Origin of the sequence: Nonomuraea sediminis (genome assembly GCF_018531495.1) — a bacterium.
Classification (GTDB): Bacteria; Actinomycetota; Actinomycetes; order Streptosporangiales; family Streptosporangiaceae; genus Nonomuraea; species Nonomuraea sediminis.
In genome coordinates this window covers 605,008-621,129 of the sequence record NZ_JAHDTI010000003.1, presented here as the reverse complement: position 1 = coordinate 621,129, position 16,122 = coordinate 605,008, and the positions used below count along the sequence as shown (strand labels likewise).

General features: G+C 72.9%; 14 protein-coding genes. 5 read left to right on the top strand and 9 right to left on the bottom strand.

Going from position 1 to position 16,122, the window contains the following annotated elements; genetic code table 11:
- Positions 1 to 3: 3 nt before the first annotated feature.
- Positions 4 to 2,568: a PEP/pyruvate-binding domain-containing protein gene (locus tag KIK09_RS17000; protein ID WP_214320180.1), complete on the top strand. Its 2,565-nt coding sequence runs from the start codon at positions 4 to 6 to the stop codon at positions 2,566 to 2,568.
- Here KIK09_RS17000 and KIK09_RS16995 read toward each other — a convergent pair.
- Positions 2,546 to 4,138, bottom strand: coding sequence for a 5-guanidino-2-oxopentanoate decarboxylase (locus tag KIK09_RS16995; RefSeq protein WP_214320179.1), 1,593 nt, complete (start codon positions 4,136 to 4,138; stop codon positions 2,546 to 2,548). The two genes, KIK09_RS17000 and KIK09_RS16995, sit on opposite strands and share 23 nt — an antisense overlap.
- A gap of 40 nt (positions 4,139 to 4,178) precedes the next feature.
- Here KIK09_RS16995 and KIK09_RS16990 point away from each other — a divergent pair, with 40 nt between their 5' ends.
- From KIK09_RS16990 to KIK09_RS16980, 3 genes are all read left to right on the top strand, one after another.
- Positions 4,179 to 5,057, top strand: a complete 879-nt coding sequence (locus KIK09_RS16990) for an Lrp/AsnC family transcriptional regulator (protein ID WP_214320178.1) — start codon at positions 4,179 to 4,181, stop codon at positions 5,055 to 5,057.
- A gap of 81 nt (positions 5,058 to 5,138) precedes the next feature.
- Positions 5,139 to 6,707 carry an amidohydrolase gene (locus KIK09_RS16985; protein WP_214320177.1) on the top strand — a complete coding sequence of 523 codons (1,569 nt, stop codon included), beginning with the start codon at positions 5,139 to 5,141 and terminating at the stop codon, positions 6,705 to 6,707.
- A gap of 12 nt (positions 6,708 to 6,719) precedes the next feature.
- Positions 6,720 to 7,991, top strand: a complete 1,272-nt coding sequence (locus KIK09_RS16980; protein ID WP_214320176.1) for an MFS transporter — start codon at positions 6,720 to 6,722, stop codon at positions 7,989 to 7,991.
- Here the strand turns inward: KIK09_RS16980 and KIK09_RS16975 are convergent.
- From KIK09_RS16975 to KIK09_RS16945, 7 genes are all read right to left on the bottom strand, one after another.
- Positions 7,961 to 8,818, bottom strand: a complete 858-nt coding sequence (locus KIK09_RS16975; protein WP_214320175.1) for a sugar phosphate isomerase/epimerase family protein — start codon at positions 8,816 to 8,818, stop codon at positions 7,961 to 7,963. The two genes, KIK09_RS16980 and KIK09_RS16975, sit on opposite strands and share 31 nt — an antisense overlap.
- Positions 8,815 to 9,945, bottom strand: a complete 1,131-nt coding sequence (locus tag KIK09_RS16970; RefSeq protein WP_214320174.1) for a dihydrodipicolinate synthase family protein — start codon at positions 9,943 to 9,945, stop codon at positions 8,815 to 8,817. Before KIK09_RS16970 ends, KIK09_RS16975 begins: the two co-directional genes overlap by 4 nt.
- Positions 9,942 to 11,087, bottom strand: a complete 1,146-nt coding sequence (locus KIK09_RS16965; protein ID WP_214320173.1) for a Gfo/Idh/MocA family protein — start codon at positions 11,085 to 11,087, stop codon at positions 9,942 to 9,944. Before KIK09_RS16965 ends, KIK09_RS16970 begins: the two co-directional genes overlap by 4 nt.
- A 57-nt stretch (positions 11,088 to 11,144) precedes the next feature.
- Positions 11,145 to 11,303 (bottom strand): hypothetical protein, encoded by a 159-nt coding sequence (locus KIK09_RS16960; protein ID WP_214320172.1) that lies wholly within the window; start codon positions 11,301 to 11,303, stop codon positions 11,145 to 11,147.
- Between the two features lie 117 nt (positions 11,304 to 11,420).
- Positions 11,421 to 12,647 carry a ribonuclease D gene (locus KIK09_RS16955; protein WP_214320171.1) on the bottom strand — a complete coding sequence of 409 codons (1,227 nt, stop codon included), beginning with the start codon at positions 12,645 to 12,647 and terminating at the stop codon, positions 11,421 to 11,423.
- A 31-nt stretch (positions 12,648 to 12,678) separates the two neighbouring features.
- Positions 12,679 to 13,275, bottom strand: coding sequence for a DUF3000 domain-containing protein (locus KIK09_RS16950; RefSeq protein ID WP_214320170.1), 597 nt, complete (start codon positions 13,273 to 13,275; stop codon positions 12,679 to 12,681).
- Positions 13,276 to 13,335: 60 nt separating this feature from the next.
- Complete coding sequence (locus KIK09_RS16945; protein WP_214320169.1) at positions 13,336 to 13,530, bottom strand: hypothetical protein; 195 nt, start codon at positions 13,528 to 13,530, stop codon at positions 13,336 to 13,338.
- 325 nt (positions 13,531 to 13,855) lie between these two features.
- Here KIK09_RS16945 and hemE point away from each other — a divergent pair, with 325 nt between their 5' ends.
- Positions 13,856 to 14,872, top strand: coding sequence for a uroporphyrinogen decarboxylase (gene hemE / locus KIK09_RS16940; RefSeq protein ID WP_308164139.1), 1,017 nt, complete (start codon positions 13,856 to 13,858; stop codon positions 14,870 to 14,872).
- 265 nt (positions 14,873 to 15,137) lie between these two features.
- On the opposite strand, the gene KIK09_RS16935 is transcribed toward hemE, so the two are convergent.
- The gene (locus KIK09_RS16935) at positions 15,138 to 16,088 is read right to left on the bottom strand and encodes a DUF4349 domain-containing protein (protein ID WP_214320167.1); all 951 of its coding nucleotides are present in this window, start codon (positions 16,086 to 16,088) and stop codon (positions 15,138 to 15,140) included.
- Positions 16,089 to 16,122 lie beyond the last annotated feature (34 nt).

Genomic DNA, 16,122 nt, shown 5'->3' with positions numbered 1-16,122 from the left:
GCGATGAAGACCGCGCTGGAGTTCTCGGAGATCGATGCGGGCATGCTGGCCGAGGTCGGCGGCAAGGGCGCCAACCTGGGCGAGCTCATCAGGGCGGGCCTGCCCGTCCCGCCCGGCTGGGTGCTGACCACCGAGGCCTACGGGCGGGCGGCCGAGGCGGCGGGCCTCGACGAGGTCATCGCGGCACACGGCGGGGACGCTCTCGCCGGGATCGCGCGTGAGCGGCTGCTCGAGACCGGCATCCCGGACGACGTCGCGGCGGCGGTCCGCGAGCTCTGCCAGGACGTCCCGGTGGCGGTGCGCTCGTCGGCCACCGCGGAGGACCTGCCGTACGCCAGCTTCGCCGGGCAGCAGGACACCTTCCTCAACGTGGTCGGCGCGGACGCGGTGCTCGAGGCCGTCCGCCGCTGCTGGGCCTCGCTCTGGACCGACCGCGCCGTCGCCTACCGCGAGTCCAACGGCATCGACCACGCCACGGTACGGCTGGCGGTGGTGATCCAGGAGATGGTGGACGCCCGCGTCGCCGGGGTGATGTTCACGGCGAACCCGGTGACGGGCCGCCGCCGCGAGGCCGTCGTCGACGCCGCGCCGGGTCTGGGCGAGGCCGTGGTGTCGGGCGCGGTCAACCCCGACAGGTTCGTGGTCGACACGGCCACCGGCGAGATCCTGCTGCGGCAGCCGGGCGACAAGCGGCTGGCCATCCGCTCCGTTCCGGGCGGCGGGACCGTACGGGTCGAGACGGCGGGCGAGGACCTGTCGCTGACCGACGACGAGGTGCGCGCGCTGGCCGCGCTGGGCGCGCGCGTCGAGGACCACTACGGCGCGCCGCAGGACACCGAATGGGCCGTCGACGCCGGGGGAGCGCTCTGGCTGACGCAGGCCCGGCCGATCACCACGCTGTACCCGCTGCCCGAGAAGACGGCCGACGGGCTGCGCGTCTACCTGTCCGTCAACGTGGCGCAGGGGGTGATGGGCCCGATCACCCCGATGGGGCTGGACGCCATCCGCGTGATCGCCGACGGGGCGGCGGGCGCGTTCGGGTTCGCCCGCGCCACGGCGCTGCGGGTGGCGGGACAGCGGCTGTGGATGGACGTGTCGCCGGCCCTGCGCAGCCGGGTGGGCAGGTTCCTGCTGCCGCGGATGCTCAAGCTGGGCGAGGCGCGCGCCGGGGTCGTCTTCGAGCGGCTCATGGAGGATCCGCGGCTGTCGGTGACCCAGCCCTCGCGGCGGCCGTTCGCGCGGGCGGCCTCGCGCTTCGCCCGGCGGCTGCACGCGCCCAGCAGGGTGTTCCTGGCGCTCACCAGGCCGCGCGCGGCCCTGGCCTACGCCAAGAGCCTCGACGGCGTGCTCGACAGGTGGCTCCAGGTGCCGGACACCGCGAGCCCGGCGTTCCGCCTCGATCACGCCGAACGGGTGCTGAGCAGGACGTTTCCCCTCATCGCCTCCGTGATGCCGATCGTGATCACCGGCTACGGCCTGTTCGGGCTGGCGGGCAGGCTCTCGGGCGCCTCGGCGGAGGAACTGCAGTCGGTGCTGCGCAGCCTGCCGAACAACCCGACCACCGAGATGGACCTGGCCCTGTGGGACCTGGCCACGCGCATCGAGCCTGAGCCGTTCGCCAAGCCGGTGGCCGAGCTGGCCCGCCTTTACGAATCCGGCTCACTGCCGCCCAGGGCCCAGCAGGGCGTCGAGGCCTTCATGCGCGAGTACGGCCATCGCGGGGTGGCGGAGATCGACCTCGGCGTCCCGCGCTGGTCGGAGCGGCCCGCGCACATCCTCGGCGTCCTGGCCAACTACCTGCGCCTCGACGATCCCGCCCTGGCCCCGGCCGCCCTGTTCGCCAAGGGCGCCGCCGAGGCGCGGGCCGCCGTCGCCGGGCTCGCCGCCCGCGGCAAGGGCCCGCTGCGCCGCGCGGTCATCCGCGCCGCCCTGCGCCGCACCCGCGCCTACGCGGGCCTGCGCGAGTTGCCCAAGTTCTACGCGGTCAAGGCCTTCGCCGCGATACGGAGCAGCCTCCAGGCCGTGGGCGCGCACCTGCCGTTCGACGACCCGGACGACGTCTTCTACCTGACCCTGGCCGAGGCCAGAGCCGCCGTGGCGGAGCCGCGGCCGGACGAGCTGCGCGCCCTGGTGGCCGAGCGGAGGCAGGCCTACGAGCTGGAGTCCCGCCGCAGGCACGTGCCGCGCGTCATGCTGTCCGACGGCGTCGAGCCGGAAGCCCTGTCCACACCTGCCGAGGAGGGCGCGCTGACCGGCACCCCCGCCTCGGCGGGCACGGTCACCGCCCCCGCCAGGGTCGTCCTCGACCCGGTCGGCGCCCACCTGGAGCCGGGCGAGATCCTGGTCTGCCCTTCGACGGACCCGGGCTGGACCCCGCTGTTCCTCACCGCGGGCGGCCTGGTCATGGAGATGGGCGGCGCGATGTCCCACGGCGCCGTGGTGGCCAGGGAGTACGGCATCCCCGCGGTCGTCGGCGTCCGTGACGCCACGCACCGCATCGCCACCGGCGCCGAGATCACGGTCAACGGCGCGGCGGGAACGGTCTCTACGGAACGGCTATCTCGATGACCGTGGGCCCGCTCGCCTTCAGCGCCCGCTCGACGGCGGCAGGCAGGTCGTCCAGCCCGTCGAGGCGCTCGCCGTGCCCGCCGAAGGCACGGCCGAGCCCGGGGAAGTCCACGCCGCGGATGTCCACCGCCGTCTCCGGGATGTCCCTGGCCCGCATCTCCTCGCGGATCTCGGCGTAGCCGTGGTTGTTCATCACCACGACGGGCAGCGGCATGCCCAGCTCGGCGGCCACGGCCAGCTCCTGGATGCTGAAGAGCGTCCCGCCGTCGCCGGCCAGCGCGATCACGGTCGTGTCGGGGGCGGCCAGCTTGGCCCCGATCGCCGCCGGGATGGCGTAGCCGAGGGTGGCGTAGCCGGTCGGGTAGACGAACCGCCGCGGCCCCTCCATCGGCCAGAACGGCACGGTCCCGAAGTAGGACACCTGCGCGCTGTCGCCCGCTACGATCGTGTCACCCGGCAGGCACCCCCTTAGCACGTCCTGTACGGCACGCCACCCGGACCCCATCTCCATGGCCGCCCCGGCGGCCGCCTCCCGCAGCCGGGCCGCCCGCTCCCGCCCGTCCTCGCCGGCGCGCCGGTCCGCCAGGGCGTCGCAGAGCGCGGCCAGCACCGTGCGCGCCTCGCCGTGCACCGCGATGTCCGCGGGCACGTTCTTGTGCAACTGCCGCAGGTCCACATCCACCCGGATCACAGTCCCGCGCGGGCTCAGTCGCGCCTCCCACAGGTCGGAGCTCGCCAGCTCGCTGCCCACCACCAGCAGCACGTCGGCGGCCTCGACGGCCTCCTGCACCGGGGCCAGGGACACGCTCGCCCCCGCCGACAGGGGATGGCTCTCGGGGACGACGCCCTTGCCGCTCACGCTGGTGGCCACCGGCGCCCCGAGCAGCTCCGCCAGCCGTACGGCCTGGGCGGAGGCGTCGCGGGCGCCGCCGCCCAGCACGATCAGCGGGGCGGCGGCGCCGCGCAGGGCCGAGACCGCGGCGGCGAGCACCTCGTCGGGGGCGCGCAGCGCGGCCGGGGTCAGCGGCCCGGGAGCGTGGCCGTCCCAGGGCGCCTCCAGCACGTCGAGCGGCAGCTCCAGGTGCACGGGCCGGGGGCGCTCGACCCGCCAGCGGGCGAACGTCTCGTGCACCACCGCGGCCGCCTGGGCGGGCGAGCCCGCGCGGACGCTGCGGTCGTAGAGCGCGTCCATGGCGGCCCGCTGGTCCTTGACCTCGTGCAGCCAGCCCACGTCGGCCCGCTCCTGCCCGAGCGGCGCCGCAGGCGAGATCACCAGGAGCGGGACCGAGTCGGCGTAGGCGGTGGCCGCGGCCGTGGCGATGTTGGTCAGCCCGGGACCGCTCGTCGTGACGCAGACGCCGGGGCGGCCGCTGACGCGCGCGTAGGCGTCGGCCGCGTAGCCGCCGCCCTGCTCGTGCCGCGGCGCCACGTGGCGGATGCCCGAGGCCGCCAGGTGCCGGTAGATCTCGAGATTGTGTGTGCCGGGGATGCCGAAGACCATGCCCACCCCGTTGTCGCGCAGTGCGCGGACGACGGCGGCGGCGCCGTTCAGTGATGATTCGGTCGCCATAGTACGGCCGAGCTTACGTTTCGCCCGTAGTCTTGTCCATGTGGACCTGGATCGCACCGACCTCGAGATCGTCCGCCACCTGCAGGCGGACGGACGGCTCACCTACGAGACCATCGCCCAGCGCGTGGGCCTGTCACGCCCCGCCACCCGGACCAGGGCGCAGCGGCTGCTGAGCTCGGGGGCGGTGCGGATCGTGGCGATCGTGCACCCGTCGGTCAAGGGGCTGACCGCGGTCGCGCACGCCTCGATCAGCGTCGACGGGCCCGCCAGGCCCGTCGCGCTGGCGATCGCCGAACTGGCCGACGCTCCGTTCGTCACGCTTACGGTCGGTGGGTACGCGCTCGTGAGCGAGGTGCGCGCGCGCGACTTCGCGGCCCTGTCCGCCTCGATCGACCGGCTGCGCGGGCTGCCCGGCGTGCGCGGCGTCGACACGCTCGTCTACACGCGGGTGCTCAAGGACTCGACCACGCTGTCCGATCCGCCCGCCGACCTGCACTTGGACGCGCTGGACCAGCGGATACTGACCGAGCTGCAGGCCGACGGGCGCATCGCCTTCGCCGAGCTGGGCGCGCGGGTGGGCCTGTCGCCCGGCGCCGCCAGGGCGCGGACGCTGCGGCTGCTCGACGCGGGCGTGGCCAGGGTGGTCGCGCTGGTGCGGCCCGAGGTGCTGGGGATGGGTCAGCTGTGCGGGTTCGCGGTACGGATCGAGGGCGACGCCGGGCCGCTGGTCGAGCGGTTGTCCGGATGGGACCGGGTGTCGTATCTGGCCGCCTGCATGGGGCGGGCCGACCTGGTCGGCACGGTGGCGGGGGAGTCGCTGGCCGACGTGCTCGCCGTACTGGAGGAGGTGCGTGGGCTCAAGGAGGTGCGTGAGCTGACGTCGTGGGTGCACGCGGAGGTCGTCAAGGAGCGTTACTGACGATTCGTTCGCCAAACTGCATATTGACAAACGACTCCTTCGTTTCGCATGCTCTCGTCAATCGAAAGGGGAGGCATGCGGATGAGGACGATGCTGGTCGCCGGGGCCGAGGTGGTCACGCCCGGCGGGTACGCGCAGGCGATGGCCGTGCGGGGCGATCGGATCGAGCACGTGGGCACGGTCGAGGAGTGCCGGGCCGTGCTCGAGCGGGTGGACGAGGAGCTGGCGCTCGACGGCGGCGTGGTCCACCCGGGGTTCGTCGACGCGCACTGTCACCCCGTCATGTACGGGCAGGCGCTGGCCTGGGTGGACTGCCGCCCCGAGGTGGCGCCCGACATCGACACGCTCGTCGCGCTGCTGAGCAAGGAGAGCGGCCCGGTGCGCGGCTTCGGCTACGAGCACCGCCGCCTGGCCGAGCGCCGCCACCCCACCGCGCACGACCTGGACAGGGTGGCCACCGACCGCGAGGTCTACCTGATGAACGCCTCCGGCCACGGCGGCGTCGTCAACACCTACGCGCTGCGCAAGTACGGCATCACCGCGGGAACCCCGGATCCCGAGGGCGGCAGGATCGGCCGCTTCGCCGGCGGCGAGCCCAACGGCGAGCTCTGGGACGCCGCCTGCGACCTGCTCACCGGCCCCGACGGCGTCAAGATCGGCAACCACGGCCCGAACTTCCACCTCGACGAGCCCGCCGACGTCATGATCGAGCACGTACGGCGGGCCGAGGCCAGATTCCTGGCCGCCGGGGTCACCACGGTCGGCGACGCCCAGGTGTCCAGGCGGGAGCTGGAGACCTACCTGCGGGCCAGGGACGCGGGTGCGCTGCGGCTGCGCGTGTCGGCCTACCTGACCTCCGCCCTGCTGGACACCGCCGCCGAACTCGGGCTGGCCGGGACCCTGGGCGACGACCGGCTGCGCATCGCCGGGGTGAAGTTCTACGCCGACGGGACGCTGGGCGGCTGGACCGCCTACTTCCCCGACGGGTACGCCGCCGACTGCTGCCACCACGGTCAGCTCTACCACTCCGTGGAGGAGTACACCGAACTGGTCGGCCGCGCGCACCGGCTCGGCCTGCAGACCGCCACGCACGCCCAGTCGCCGTACGCGATCGGCATGGTGCTGGACGCCGTGGCCGCTGCCGGAGGGCCGGATCGCAGGCACCGCATCGAGCACTGCGGCCTGCCCACCGACGAGCAGATCTCGCGGATGGCGTCGCTCGGCGTCGTCCCCGTCATGCAGCCGCAGCACCACCTCAGGACCGGCGACGGCACCCTGGCCGCCGTCGGCGAGCTCGGGCACCGCTACAACCCCGCAGGGATCTGCCGGGACAAGGGCGTGCCGGTGGCCTTCAGCTCCGACGCCCCCGTCGCCGAACCCGACCCGCTGGAGGCCGTCGCCGCGGCGGCCCACCGGACCACCGTGCTCGGCACCGTGCTGGGCCCGGAGGAGTTGCGGCTGGCCGTACCGGACGGGCTGCGGGCGCACACGGTCGCGGGCGCCCAGGCCCTGCACCGCGAGCGGCAGGTCGGGACCCTCGAAGCGGGCAAGCTCGCGGACTTCATCGTGCTCGCCGGCGACCCGGCGACGGACGTCACGGTCGGCAACACCCAGACCTGGATCGGCGGCCGCAAGGTGTGGCCCGTTTAGGAGAAACCCCCCATGAACAACAGGAGCAGAGCGGCGCTGGCCGCGCTCGTCGGCACATCCATCGAGTGGTACGACTTCTACGCCTTCGCCACCGCGGCGTCCATCGTCTTCAACGAGGTCTTCTTCCCCTCCGACCTGCCGGGACCCGTCAAGACCATCGCCTCGCTCGGGACGTTCGCGGTCGGCTTCCTGCTGCGGCCGATCGGCGCGATCGTCTTCGGCCACATCGGCGACCGGATCGGCCGCAAGAACACGCTCGTCACCACGCTGCTGATGATGGGCCTGGCCTCGTCCGCCATCGGGCTGCTGCCCACCTACGCCCAGATCGGGTTCTGGGCGCCGCTGCTCCTGGTGGCGTTGCGGCTCGTGCAGGGCATCGCGCTGGGCGGCGAGTGGGGCGGCGCCGTGCTCGTCGCCGTGGAGAACGCGCCCGAGGGCCGGCGCGCCTTCTTCGGCTCCTTCGCCCAGCTCGGCTCCTCGGTCGGCGCGCTGCTGTCGACCGGAGCCTTCAGCGTGATGAGCGCGATGGACGGCTTCACCACCTGGGGCTGGCGGGTGCCGTTCCTGCTGTCGGCCGTGCTGGTCGCGGTCGGGCTGGTCATCCGGCTCAAGCTGGAGGAGTCCCCGGCGATGAGGCAGGTCCGCGCCGAGCGCTCGGCGGAGGACCGGCTGCCCGTGCGGGAGGTGCTGCAGGACTCCTGGCGCACCGTGCTGCTCGGGGTGTTCGCGCTGGCCACCGCGACCGGCGGCTACTACGTGTGCACCACGTTCCTGCTGTCCTACGGCACCGGCGAGCACCACCTGTCGGAGTCCATGCTGCTCAACGGGCTGTCGCTGGCGGCCTTCCTGGAACTGCTCGTCACGCCGGTGCTGTCGTTCTACGCCGACAGGGTCGGCGCGCGCCGCATGGTCATCGCCGGCCTGCTCGGCGTGGTGGCGCTGTCGGTCCCGCAGTTCCTGGTGCTCGGCTCGGGCAGCGTGGCACTGATCTACCTGGCGATGCTGGCCATGCGCTTCGCCATGTCGGCGCTGTACGGGCCGATCGCGACCGTGCTCGCCGACGGCTTCCCCGCCCGCGTCCGCTACACGGGCATCTCGCTGTCGTACCAGGTCTGCACCATGATCTTCGGCGGGCTCTCGCCGATCGCCGCGGCCGCGCTCGCGGCCTGGGCGGGCGGAGCCTTCTGGCCGGTGGCCGGGCTGCTGATGGCGCTCTCGCTGATCGGCGTCTTCTGCACGGCCCGGCTCAGGCCTCACCCGGCGCCGATCACCACCTCCGTGTAACGGCGCTTCATCGTGGCGACGACCTCGTCGGGGTCGGCGGCCCAGACGTCGGCGTTGAAGATCTCGACCTCGATGTCGCCCCGGTAGCCGGCCTCGAGGACCGCGCGGGTGATCGGCCGGAAGCCGATCACCCCGTCGCCCATCATGCCCCTGCCGAGCAGCACGTCGGCGGGCAGCGGATGCAGGTAGTCGCACACCTGGTACGAGGCGATCCTGGCTCCCGCCCGGGCGATCTGCTGCGATAGCTCGGGATCCCACCACACATGGAAGGTGTCCACCACGACCCCGACCTGCTCCACCGGGTACGGCAGGCACAGGTCCACGGCCTGCGCCAGCGTCGAGATCACCGCCCGGTCGGCGCAGTACATCGGATGCAGCGGCTCAAGCGCCAACCGCACCCCGCGCTCCCCGGCATAGGGCGCGAGTACGGCCAGCGCCTCAGCCACCCGTTCGCGGGCGCCCGCCAGGTCCCGCGAGAACCCCGGCGAGCCGGAACCCGCCCCCAACGGCTCGCCGGGGGCCACCCCCGGCAGGCCGCCCACCACCATGACCAGGCACGCCGCCCCCAGCTCGGCGGCCTCGTCCACGGCCCGCCGGTTGTCGTCGAGCGCCGCCACGCCACCCGAGGTGAGGAAGCCGCCCCTGCACAGCGACGACACCCGCAGCCCGGCCGCCCGCACCAGCTTGGCGCTCTCGGCCGGCCCCTGCTCGGCGACCTCCTCCCGCCACAGCCCGATCGCCTCCAGCCCGTGCCGCACGCACCCGTCGACGGCCTCGGCCACGGTCCACCGCTTGGTGGTCCGCTGGTTCAGCGACAGCCGGTTCACAGGCCGTTCACCGCCAGCAGGGACCTCATCCGGTGCACGGCCAGCTCCTGGTCCGACAGCAGGCCCGCCTGGTCGGCCAGGCGGAAGACCTCGGCCAGGTGCGTGATCGAGCGGGCCGACTGCGCCCCGTTGACCATCGCGAAGGCGTCCTGGTGGCCGTTGAGCCAGGCCAGGAAGACGATTCCGGTCTTGTAGTGGTAGGTCGGAGCTTCGAAGATCTTGCGTGACAGTGCCTCGGTGGGGGCGAGGATCTCGTCGTACAGCGCGATGTTCCCGGCGTCGAGCGCCTGCAGCGCCGCCGCGGCGGCCGGGGCGATCGCGTCGAAGATGCCGAGCAGCGCGTGGGATCCCGACTTGATCAGCGACGGGTAGTTGAAGTCGTCGCCGGTGTAGAGCCTGACCCCGTCGGGCAGCGCGGCGCGCAGCCGCACCTCGTGCTCCGCGTCGAGCAGCGAGACCTTCACCCCGTCCACCATCGCGGCGTGCGCGTGCACCAGCTCGAGGAACGCCTCGGTGGCCACGGCCACGTCGCGCGAACCCCAGTAGCCCGCCAGCTGCGGATCGAACATCTCGCCCAGCCAGTGCAGGATCACCGGCCGGTCCGCCAGGCCGAACAGCTTGCCGTACACCTGGTGGTAGTCCTTCGGCCCTGCGGCCGCGGCGGCCAGCTGGCGGGAGGCCATGACGATGACCCCGGCGCCGGCGGCCTGGACCGTCTCGATCTGCTCGGCGTAGGCGGCGGCGATCGTGTGCAGGCTCCTCGCGTCGGGTGCGTGGTCGGTGCCCGCGCCGCAGCTGACGAGCGTGGCCGGGTCGCCGAAGGCGCGCGCCTCGCGGGCGCTGCGCTCGATCAGCGTGCGGGTGGCGGCCCAGTCCAGGCCCATGTTGCGCTGCGCGGTGTCCATCGCGTCCGCCACGCGCAGGCCGTAGGACCACAGGTGGCGGCGGAAGCGCAGCGTGGCGTCCCAGTCGACGGCGGCGGGGGAGCCGGGCGTGTTGTCGCCGAGCGGGTCGGCGACCACGTGCGCGGCGGCGTAGACGACGCGGCTGCGCGCCGGCTTCCCTGGAGGCGTCCAGGTGACCGGTTCGCGCAGCGTGTACGGCCCGCCGGGCAGATCGATCCTCACAGCTGGGGCACCTCGATCCTGCGGCCCTCGGCGGACGAGCGCAGGCCCAGCTCGGCCAGCTGCACGCCGCGCGCGCCCGAGGCGAAGTCGTTGGGGAAGGGCGCGTCCTCGATCACGTGGCGGACGAACCGCTCCCACTGGATCTTGAAGCCGTTGTCGAACTCCTCGTTGTCCGGCACCTCCTGCCAGCCCTCGCGGAAGCGGGCCGTGGCGGGCAGGTCGGGGTTCCACACGGGCTTGGGGGTGGCGGCGCGGTGCTGGATGCGGCAGTTGCGCAGCCCGGCCACGGCGCTGCCCTCCGTGCCGTCCACCTGGAACTCCACCAGCTCGTCCCTGTTCACCCTGACGGTCCAGGAGGAGTTGATCTGCGCCACGATCCCGCCCGCCAGCTCGAAGACCGCGTACGCCGCGTCGTCCGCGGTCGCCTCGTACGGCCGGCCCTGCTCGTCCACCCGGGTGGGGACGTGCGTGACGGCCTTGGCGTAGACGGACTCGACCCGGCCGAACAGGTTCTCCATCACGTAGTGCCAGTGCGGGAACATGTCCAGCACGATGCCGCCGCCGTCCTCGGCCCGGTAGTTCCACGACGGGCGCTGGGCCTGCTGCCAGTCGCCCTCGAACACCCAGTAGCCGAACTCGCCGCGCACCGACAGGATCCGGCCGAAGAAACCGCCGTCGATCAGGCGCTTGAGCTTCAGCAGGCCAGGCAGGAACAGCTTGTCCTGCACCACGCCGTTCTTCACGCCCCTGGCTGTGGCGGCCTCGGCCAGGGCCACGGCCTCCTGCACCGTCTCGGCGGTCGGCTTCTCCGCGTAGACGTGCTTGCCCGCCTCGATCGCCTTCAGCACGGACTTCACCCGGGCGGAGGTGACCTGGGCGTCGAAGTAGATCAGGTTGTCCTCGCTCGCCAGCGCCGCGTCGAGGTCGTCGGTGAACTCGGGGATGTCGTGCGCCGCCGCGATCCGGGCCACCCTGTCCAGGCTCCTGCCCACCAGCACCGGGCGCAGCAGGACCCGGCCGCCGTCGGAGAGGGCGACGCCGCCCTGCTCGTTGATGGCCAGGACGGACCTGACGAGGTGCTGGCGGTAGCCCATCCGCCCGGTGACGCCGTTCATCACGACGCCGATGGTGCGCACGCTCATGGGATTCCTTTCGAGGAAAGCGCTTTCCCGAAAGGTATGACCGCGACCCCGCCACCGTCAAGTGCGTGGCTGGTGGGCGAAGCGGGTGGGCTCGGGGGCGGCGTGCCGTACGAAGGGGTCCACGGCGAGGCGCGTGAGCGCCGAGGGCGCGGCGGGCTCGATCGTCGCCGGGGCCTCGCCCGCCTCGGCCATGCGGCGCAGCAGGCCGGCGGCCAAGGGCCGTGCGGATGCCGCGGCCCACCTGCGACTCGCTGACCTGGAAGAAGACCTCCTCGGGCCAGGCGGCGCGGCCCGGAGTGCGTTGGGCGGCCGGTGGGGCGGCTTGCCGTGGGACTAGATGTCGCCCTTGAGCTGGAGGCGGGAGAGGGCCTTGACGATGGGGTGCACCGTCAGGGAGAGCTGCCACTCGCGCGCGCCGAGCTTGCGCAGGCGGTCGGCCACCGACTCCTCGGTGATCTCCTCCGGCGGCTCCCAGGTCAGGCGGCGGATCGCGTCCGGCTGCAGGAGGTTCTCGGTGGGCATGCGGTGCTCGTCGGCCAGCGCGGCGACCACCGACTTGGCCGCCTGCAGGCGCTTGGCGGCGGCCGGGTCGCGGTCGGCCCAGCGGTTGGCCGGCGGCGGCCCGTCACCGGGAGTGCTCGGCTGCGGCAGCTGGCCGTCGGGCAGCGAGCGGGCCCTGGTGACCGCGGCCAGCCAGTCGCCCATGTAGCGGCGCGCGCTGCGCCCGGTGAAGGCGCTGATCTCGGTGAGCGCCTTCTTGGTGCGCGGCACGTCCAGCGCGGCGGCCACGATGGCCGCGTCGGGCAGCACCCGCCCGGGCGCCAGGTCGCTCTCGCGGGCGATCCTGTCGCGCATCGTCCACAGCTCGCGCACGATCGCCAGCGCCCGCACGTTGCGCACCTTGTGGATGCCCGAGGTGCGCCGCCACGGGTCGGAGCGCGGCGCGGGCGAGGGCATGTTGAGCACCGCGGAGAACTCCTCGCCGGCCCAGCCCAGCTTCCCGCTCTCCGTCAGCTCCTCCTGCAGCACGTCGCGCAGCTCGACCAGCACCTCCACGTCGAGCGCGGCATAGCGCAGCCAGTCTTCCGGCAGTGGGCGCGTGGACCAGTCGGCGGCCGAGTGGCCCTTCTCCAGCCGCAGCCCGAGCACGGTCTCCACCATGGTGCCCAGGCCGACCCGCTCGTAGCCGAGCAGCCGGCCGGCCAGCTCGGTGTCGAACATGTCGTGCGGCCTGAAGCCCACCTCGGCCAGGCACGGCAGATCCTGCGACGCGGCGTGCAGCACGATCTCCGCGTCGGCCACCGCCTCGTTGAGCGCGGACAGGTCGGGGCAGGCGATCGGGTCGATGAGCGCGGTGCCCGCCCCCGCACGGCGCAACTGCACCAGGTAGGCGCGGTTGCCGTAGCGGTAGCCGGAGGCGCGCTCGGCGTCGACGGCCACGGGCCCGCTGCCCGCGGCGAAGGCCGCCACGGTCTCGGCCAGGCCTTCCGCGTCCGCGATCACGGGTGGGATGCCCTCGCGCGGCTCCAGCAGCGGGACTATGGTGCGCTCTTCTGTCATGAGATCACCGCTCTCATGACGTTTGGTGCCCTCACGTCGTTCGGTCACTCTCCGGATCATCGCGCCGGCGGGGCAGGGTCGCCACGTCGGGAGGGAGCGGCGGAATCCCGGCAGCCAGGCACATGAGGTCGCACCAGGCGGCCACATGGCCGGAGAGATCCTCCTCGGCGGGGGACCAGGAAGCCCGCAGCTCGAGCTCGGTGGTGACCGGGTCTTCCGCCTTGTTGCCGAACCCCTCGGACACCGCTCTAGTCACGGTACCGCCCGCGGCGGAGTAGTCGGCGTGGTGGGCCTCGAGCGCCTCGGTGAGCCAGCTCCACGCCACGGGCCCGAGCAGCGGGTCGGAGGTGATCTCCGGCTCCATGTCGGCCCGCACGTAGGCCACCAGCCGGAAGGGGCCGTCCCAGCCGCGCTGCCCGTCGGGGTCGTAGAGCAGGATCAGCCGCCCGACGGCGAGCTCGTCGTCGTCGCGGTAGACGGAGGCGCCGATAGCCGCGGAGAACGGCGCCAGGCGCTGCGGCGCGGGCAGGTCCTCCAGCTCGATCTCCGGCCTGGCCTCGGCCGTCCGCATGCTCTCGGCCGCCCGCAGGAACTCCGCGGGAGCCGGCGGCTGGTCACCGAGGGTCATAGCGGAAGCGTAGGTCGCTGAGGAGCGGAAGGGGACCACGGGGGTACTCATTTATCGTGGTCAAGCCGCCGCCGTCACCTGGTGGCGGGCCAGCGGGCGGACCTCGGCGAACCCGGCGAGGATCGCCGAGCCGCACTCCAGGCACGCCCATTCCGGGCAGGCCTCGTGCCCGTCCAGGCACGGCGGCTGCTCGAACAGCCGCTCGCCAGCACAGGTAGCGCAGTGATCACTGCGGCGCTCTGGGGAACTCCACAACGCGGTCATCGCACCGGGGCCTTTCTTCGGGTCGTGGCTCCGACGTTGGCATGCCGCGCTGACAATTCCGCGCAACGCGCTCGGCGTGTCCCGAAAGTGGTCGCTGAATCGGTGCCGCGCGGTGGCTTGGCCAACATTTGGTCCAGTCGAGACCGGCTTTCTGGACAGCCATGGGGTGTGGCCGACCCGCCCGCGGAGTCGACGCCTGGCTGACCGATAAACATGCATCCGGCTATCTGATCATGATTTTGGCTATCCAATGCCTACTTTTCCGACACTGCGGGCGGATTGGGCGACCGCGCCACGGGCGTGGCACCCTTGGACTGTGACCCTCGCCGATTCCGCCTTCCTGCGCGCCTGCCGCCGCCAGCCCGTCCCGCACACGCCCGTGTGGTTCATGCGCCAGGCGGGGCGCTCGCTGCCCGAATACCTGAAGCTGCGCGAGGGCGTGCCGATGCTGCAGGCCTGCGCGACGCCCGACCTGATCGTCGAGATCACCCTGCAGCCGGTGCGCCGCTACGGCATCGACGCGGCCATCTTCTTCAGCGACATCGTGACGCCGCTCAAGGCCATCGGCGTCGACCTCGACATCCACCCGGGCATCGGCCCGGTGGTCGCCGACCCGATCCGCGACCTCAAGGGCCTGGACGCGCTGCGCCCGCTCGAGCCCGACGACGAGCCCTACGTCACCGAGTCCATCCAGTCACTGGTCAAGGAGCTCGGCGACACCCCGCTGATCGGCTTCGCCGGCGCGCCGTTCACGCTGGGCTCCTACCTGATCGAGGGCGGCCCGTCCAGGAACCACGACCGCACCAAGGCGATGATGTACGGCGAGCCGCGCCTGTGGCACGCGCTGATGGAGCGCCTGACGGAGATCGTGCTCGAGCACCTGCTCATCCAGATCAGGGCCGGGGCGTCGGCCATCCAGCTGTTCGACTCCTGGGTCGGCGCGGTGGCCCCCGACGACTACAGGGAGTTCGTCCTGCCCTACACACGCCGCATCTTCGAGGGCGTGCGGAGCGTGCCGCGCATCCACTTCGGCGTCGGCACGGGCGAACTGCTCGGCGTGCTCGGCGAGGCCGGGGCCGACGTGGTCGGCGTCGACTGGCGGGTGCCGCTCGACGAGGCCGCCCGCCGGGTGGGGCCCGGCAAGGCGCTGCAGGGCAACCTCGACCCGGCCATCCTGCTCGCCCCGTGGGAGGTCGTCGAGCCGCGCGCCCGCGACATCCTGCGCCGCGGGCGGCAGGCCGAGGGGCACGTGTTCAACCTCGGGCACGGCGTGCTGCCGAACACCGACCCCGACCAGCTCAAGCGTCTGACCGACCTGGTCCACGAGGGCTGAGTCAAGCTTCTGTCGTACGGCGAGCCGCCGCCACCGGCCGCCCGCCGTACTCCGGCTGAGGGCCCGTGCCCGGCGCTCGCGGCGAGTCGGGGACTCTTGCTCGCCGCCACGGCGCTTCGTTCTCCGGGCACCGCGGTCCCTCTGGCCCGCCGTACGAGGGCGCCGCTTTCCGCCGTACCTCTCCTCGCCGCCCCGGCGCCCAAGGGACCCGTGGGTTGCCACCTTCCGACACCCGTGGGGCCCGTCCAGCCGGCCCGGGTGAGGGTCAGCCGGTCGGCTGGGGGGCTTCGGCGGGCGGTGGCGGGGTGCCGGGGGTTTCGGTGGGAGGTGCGGTGCGGGGGCGGGTACGGCGCACCAGGTAGACGACGACGAGGGCCACCGGCAGGGCGATGATCAGCCAGGGGAGCAGGACGCCCAGGACCGTCAGGGCGATCTTGACGAAGGAGACCAGCGCGTCCCAGCCCGTCTTGAGGCCGCCGAGGAACCCGGCCGGCTCGTCGGACGGCTCGTGCACGACGGCGGCCGGGCCGATCAGGTTGAGGGTAAGGGTGGCCATGGAGACCTGCCTGGCCAGCTCCTTCTGCTGGGCCTGCAGCGACTCCAGATCGGCCTCACGGGTGGAGATCTCCCGCTCGACCTCCAGCACCTGCCCGATCGTCTTGGCCTTGGTCAGCAGCGTGCGCAGCGAGTCGAGCGACCGCTGGGCCGTCTTCAGCCGGCTGTCGACGTCGGCCACCTGCATGGTGACGTCCTGGGTGCCCTGGTTGACCGACAGCCGCTTGCCCAGCTCCTTGCCCAGCGAGGCGAGCACATCGGGATAGCGCGCCGGCGGGACCTTGAACTCCAGCGTGGCGCTGGCCTGCGCGTCCGAGGCGGCGTTCGAGTCCTCCTTGGACAGGTAGCCGCCCGCGGCGGTGACGATCTGCTTGGCCCTGTCAGCGGCCGTGGGCACGTCCTTGGCGCGCACGGTCAGCCCGCCCAGATAGATGACCTGCCTGTCCTGTTGCGTGACGGTGACGCCCGAGGTGAGGGACTTGCCCGTACCGCCCTCGGCGGCCTTCTGGTCCGCAGCCGCGGGCGTGGGCGCTGCCTCCGCCTTGTACTGGGGGGCCACGCCCGACGAGGATTGCGTGACCCCACCCCCGCCGCCGCATCCGGAAAGGAGCGCGACGCCCAGCGCCAGCGACATCGCTGTGCCGTACCTGATTCTCCTCATGCCTTAAGGACGGTTCCCGATCACGCGCGGTTGT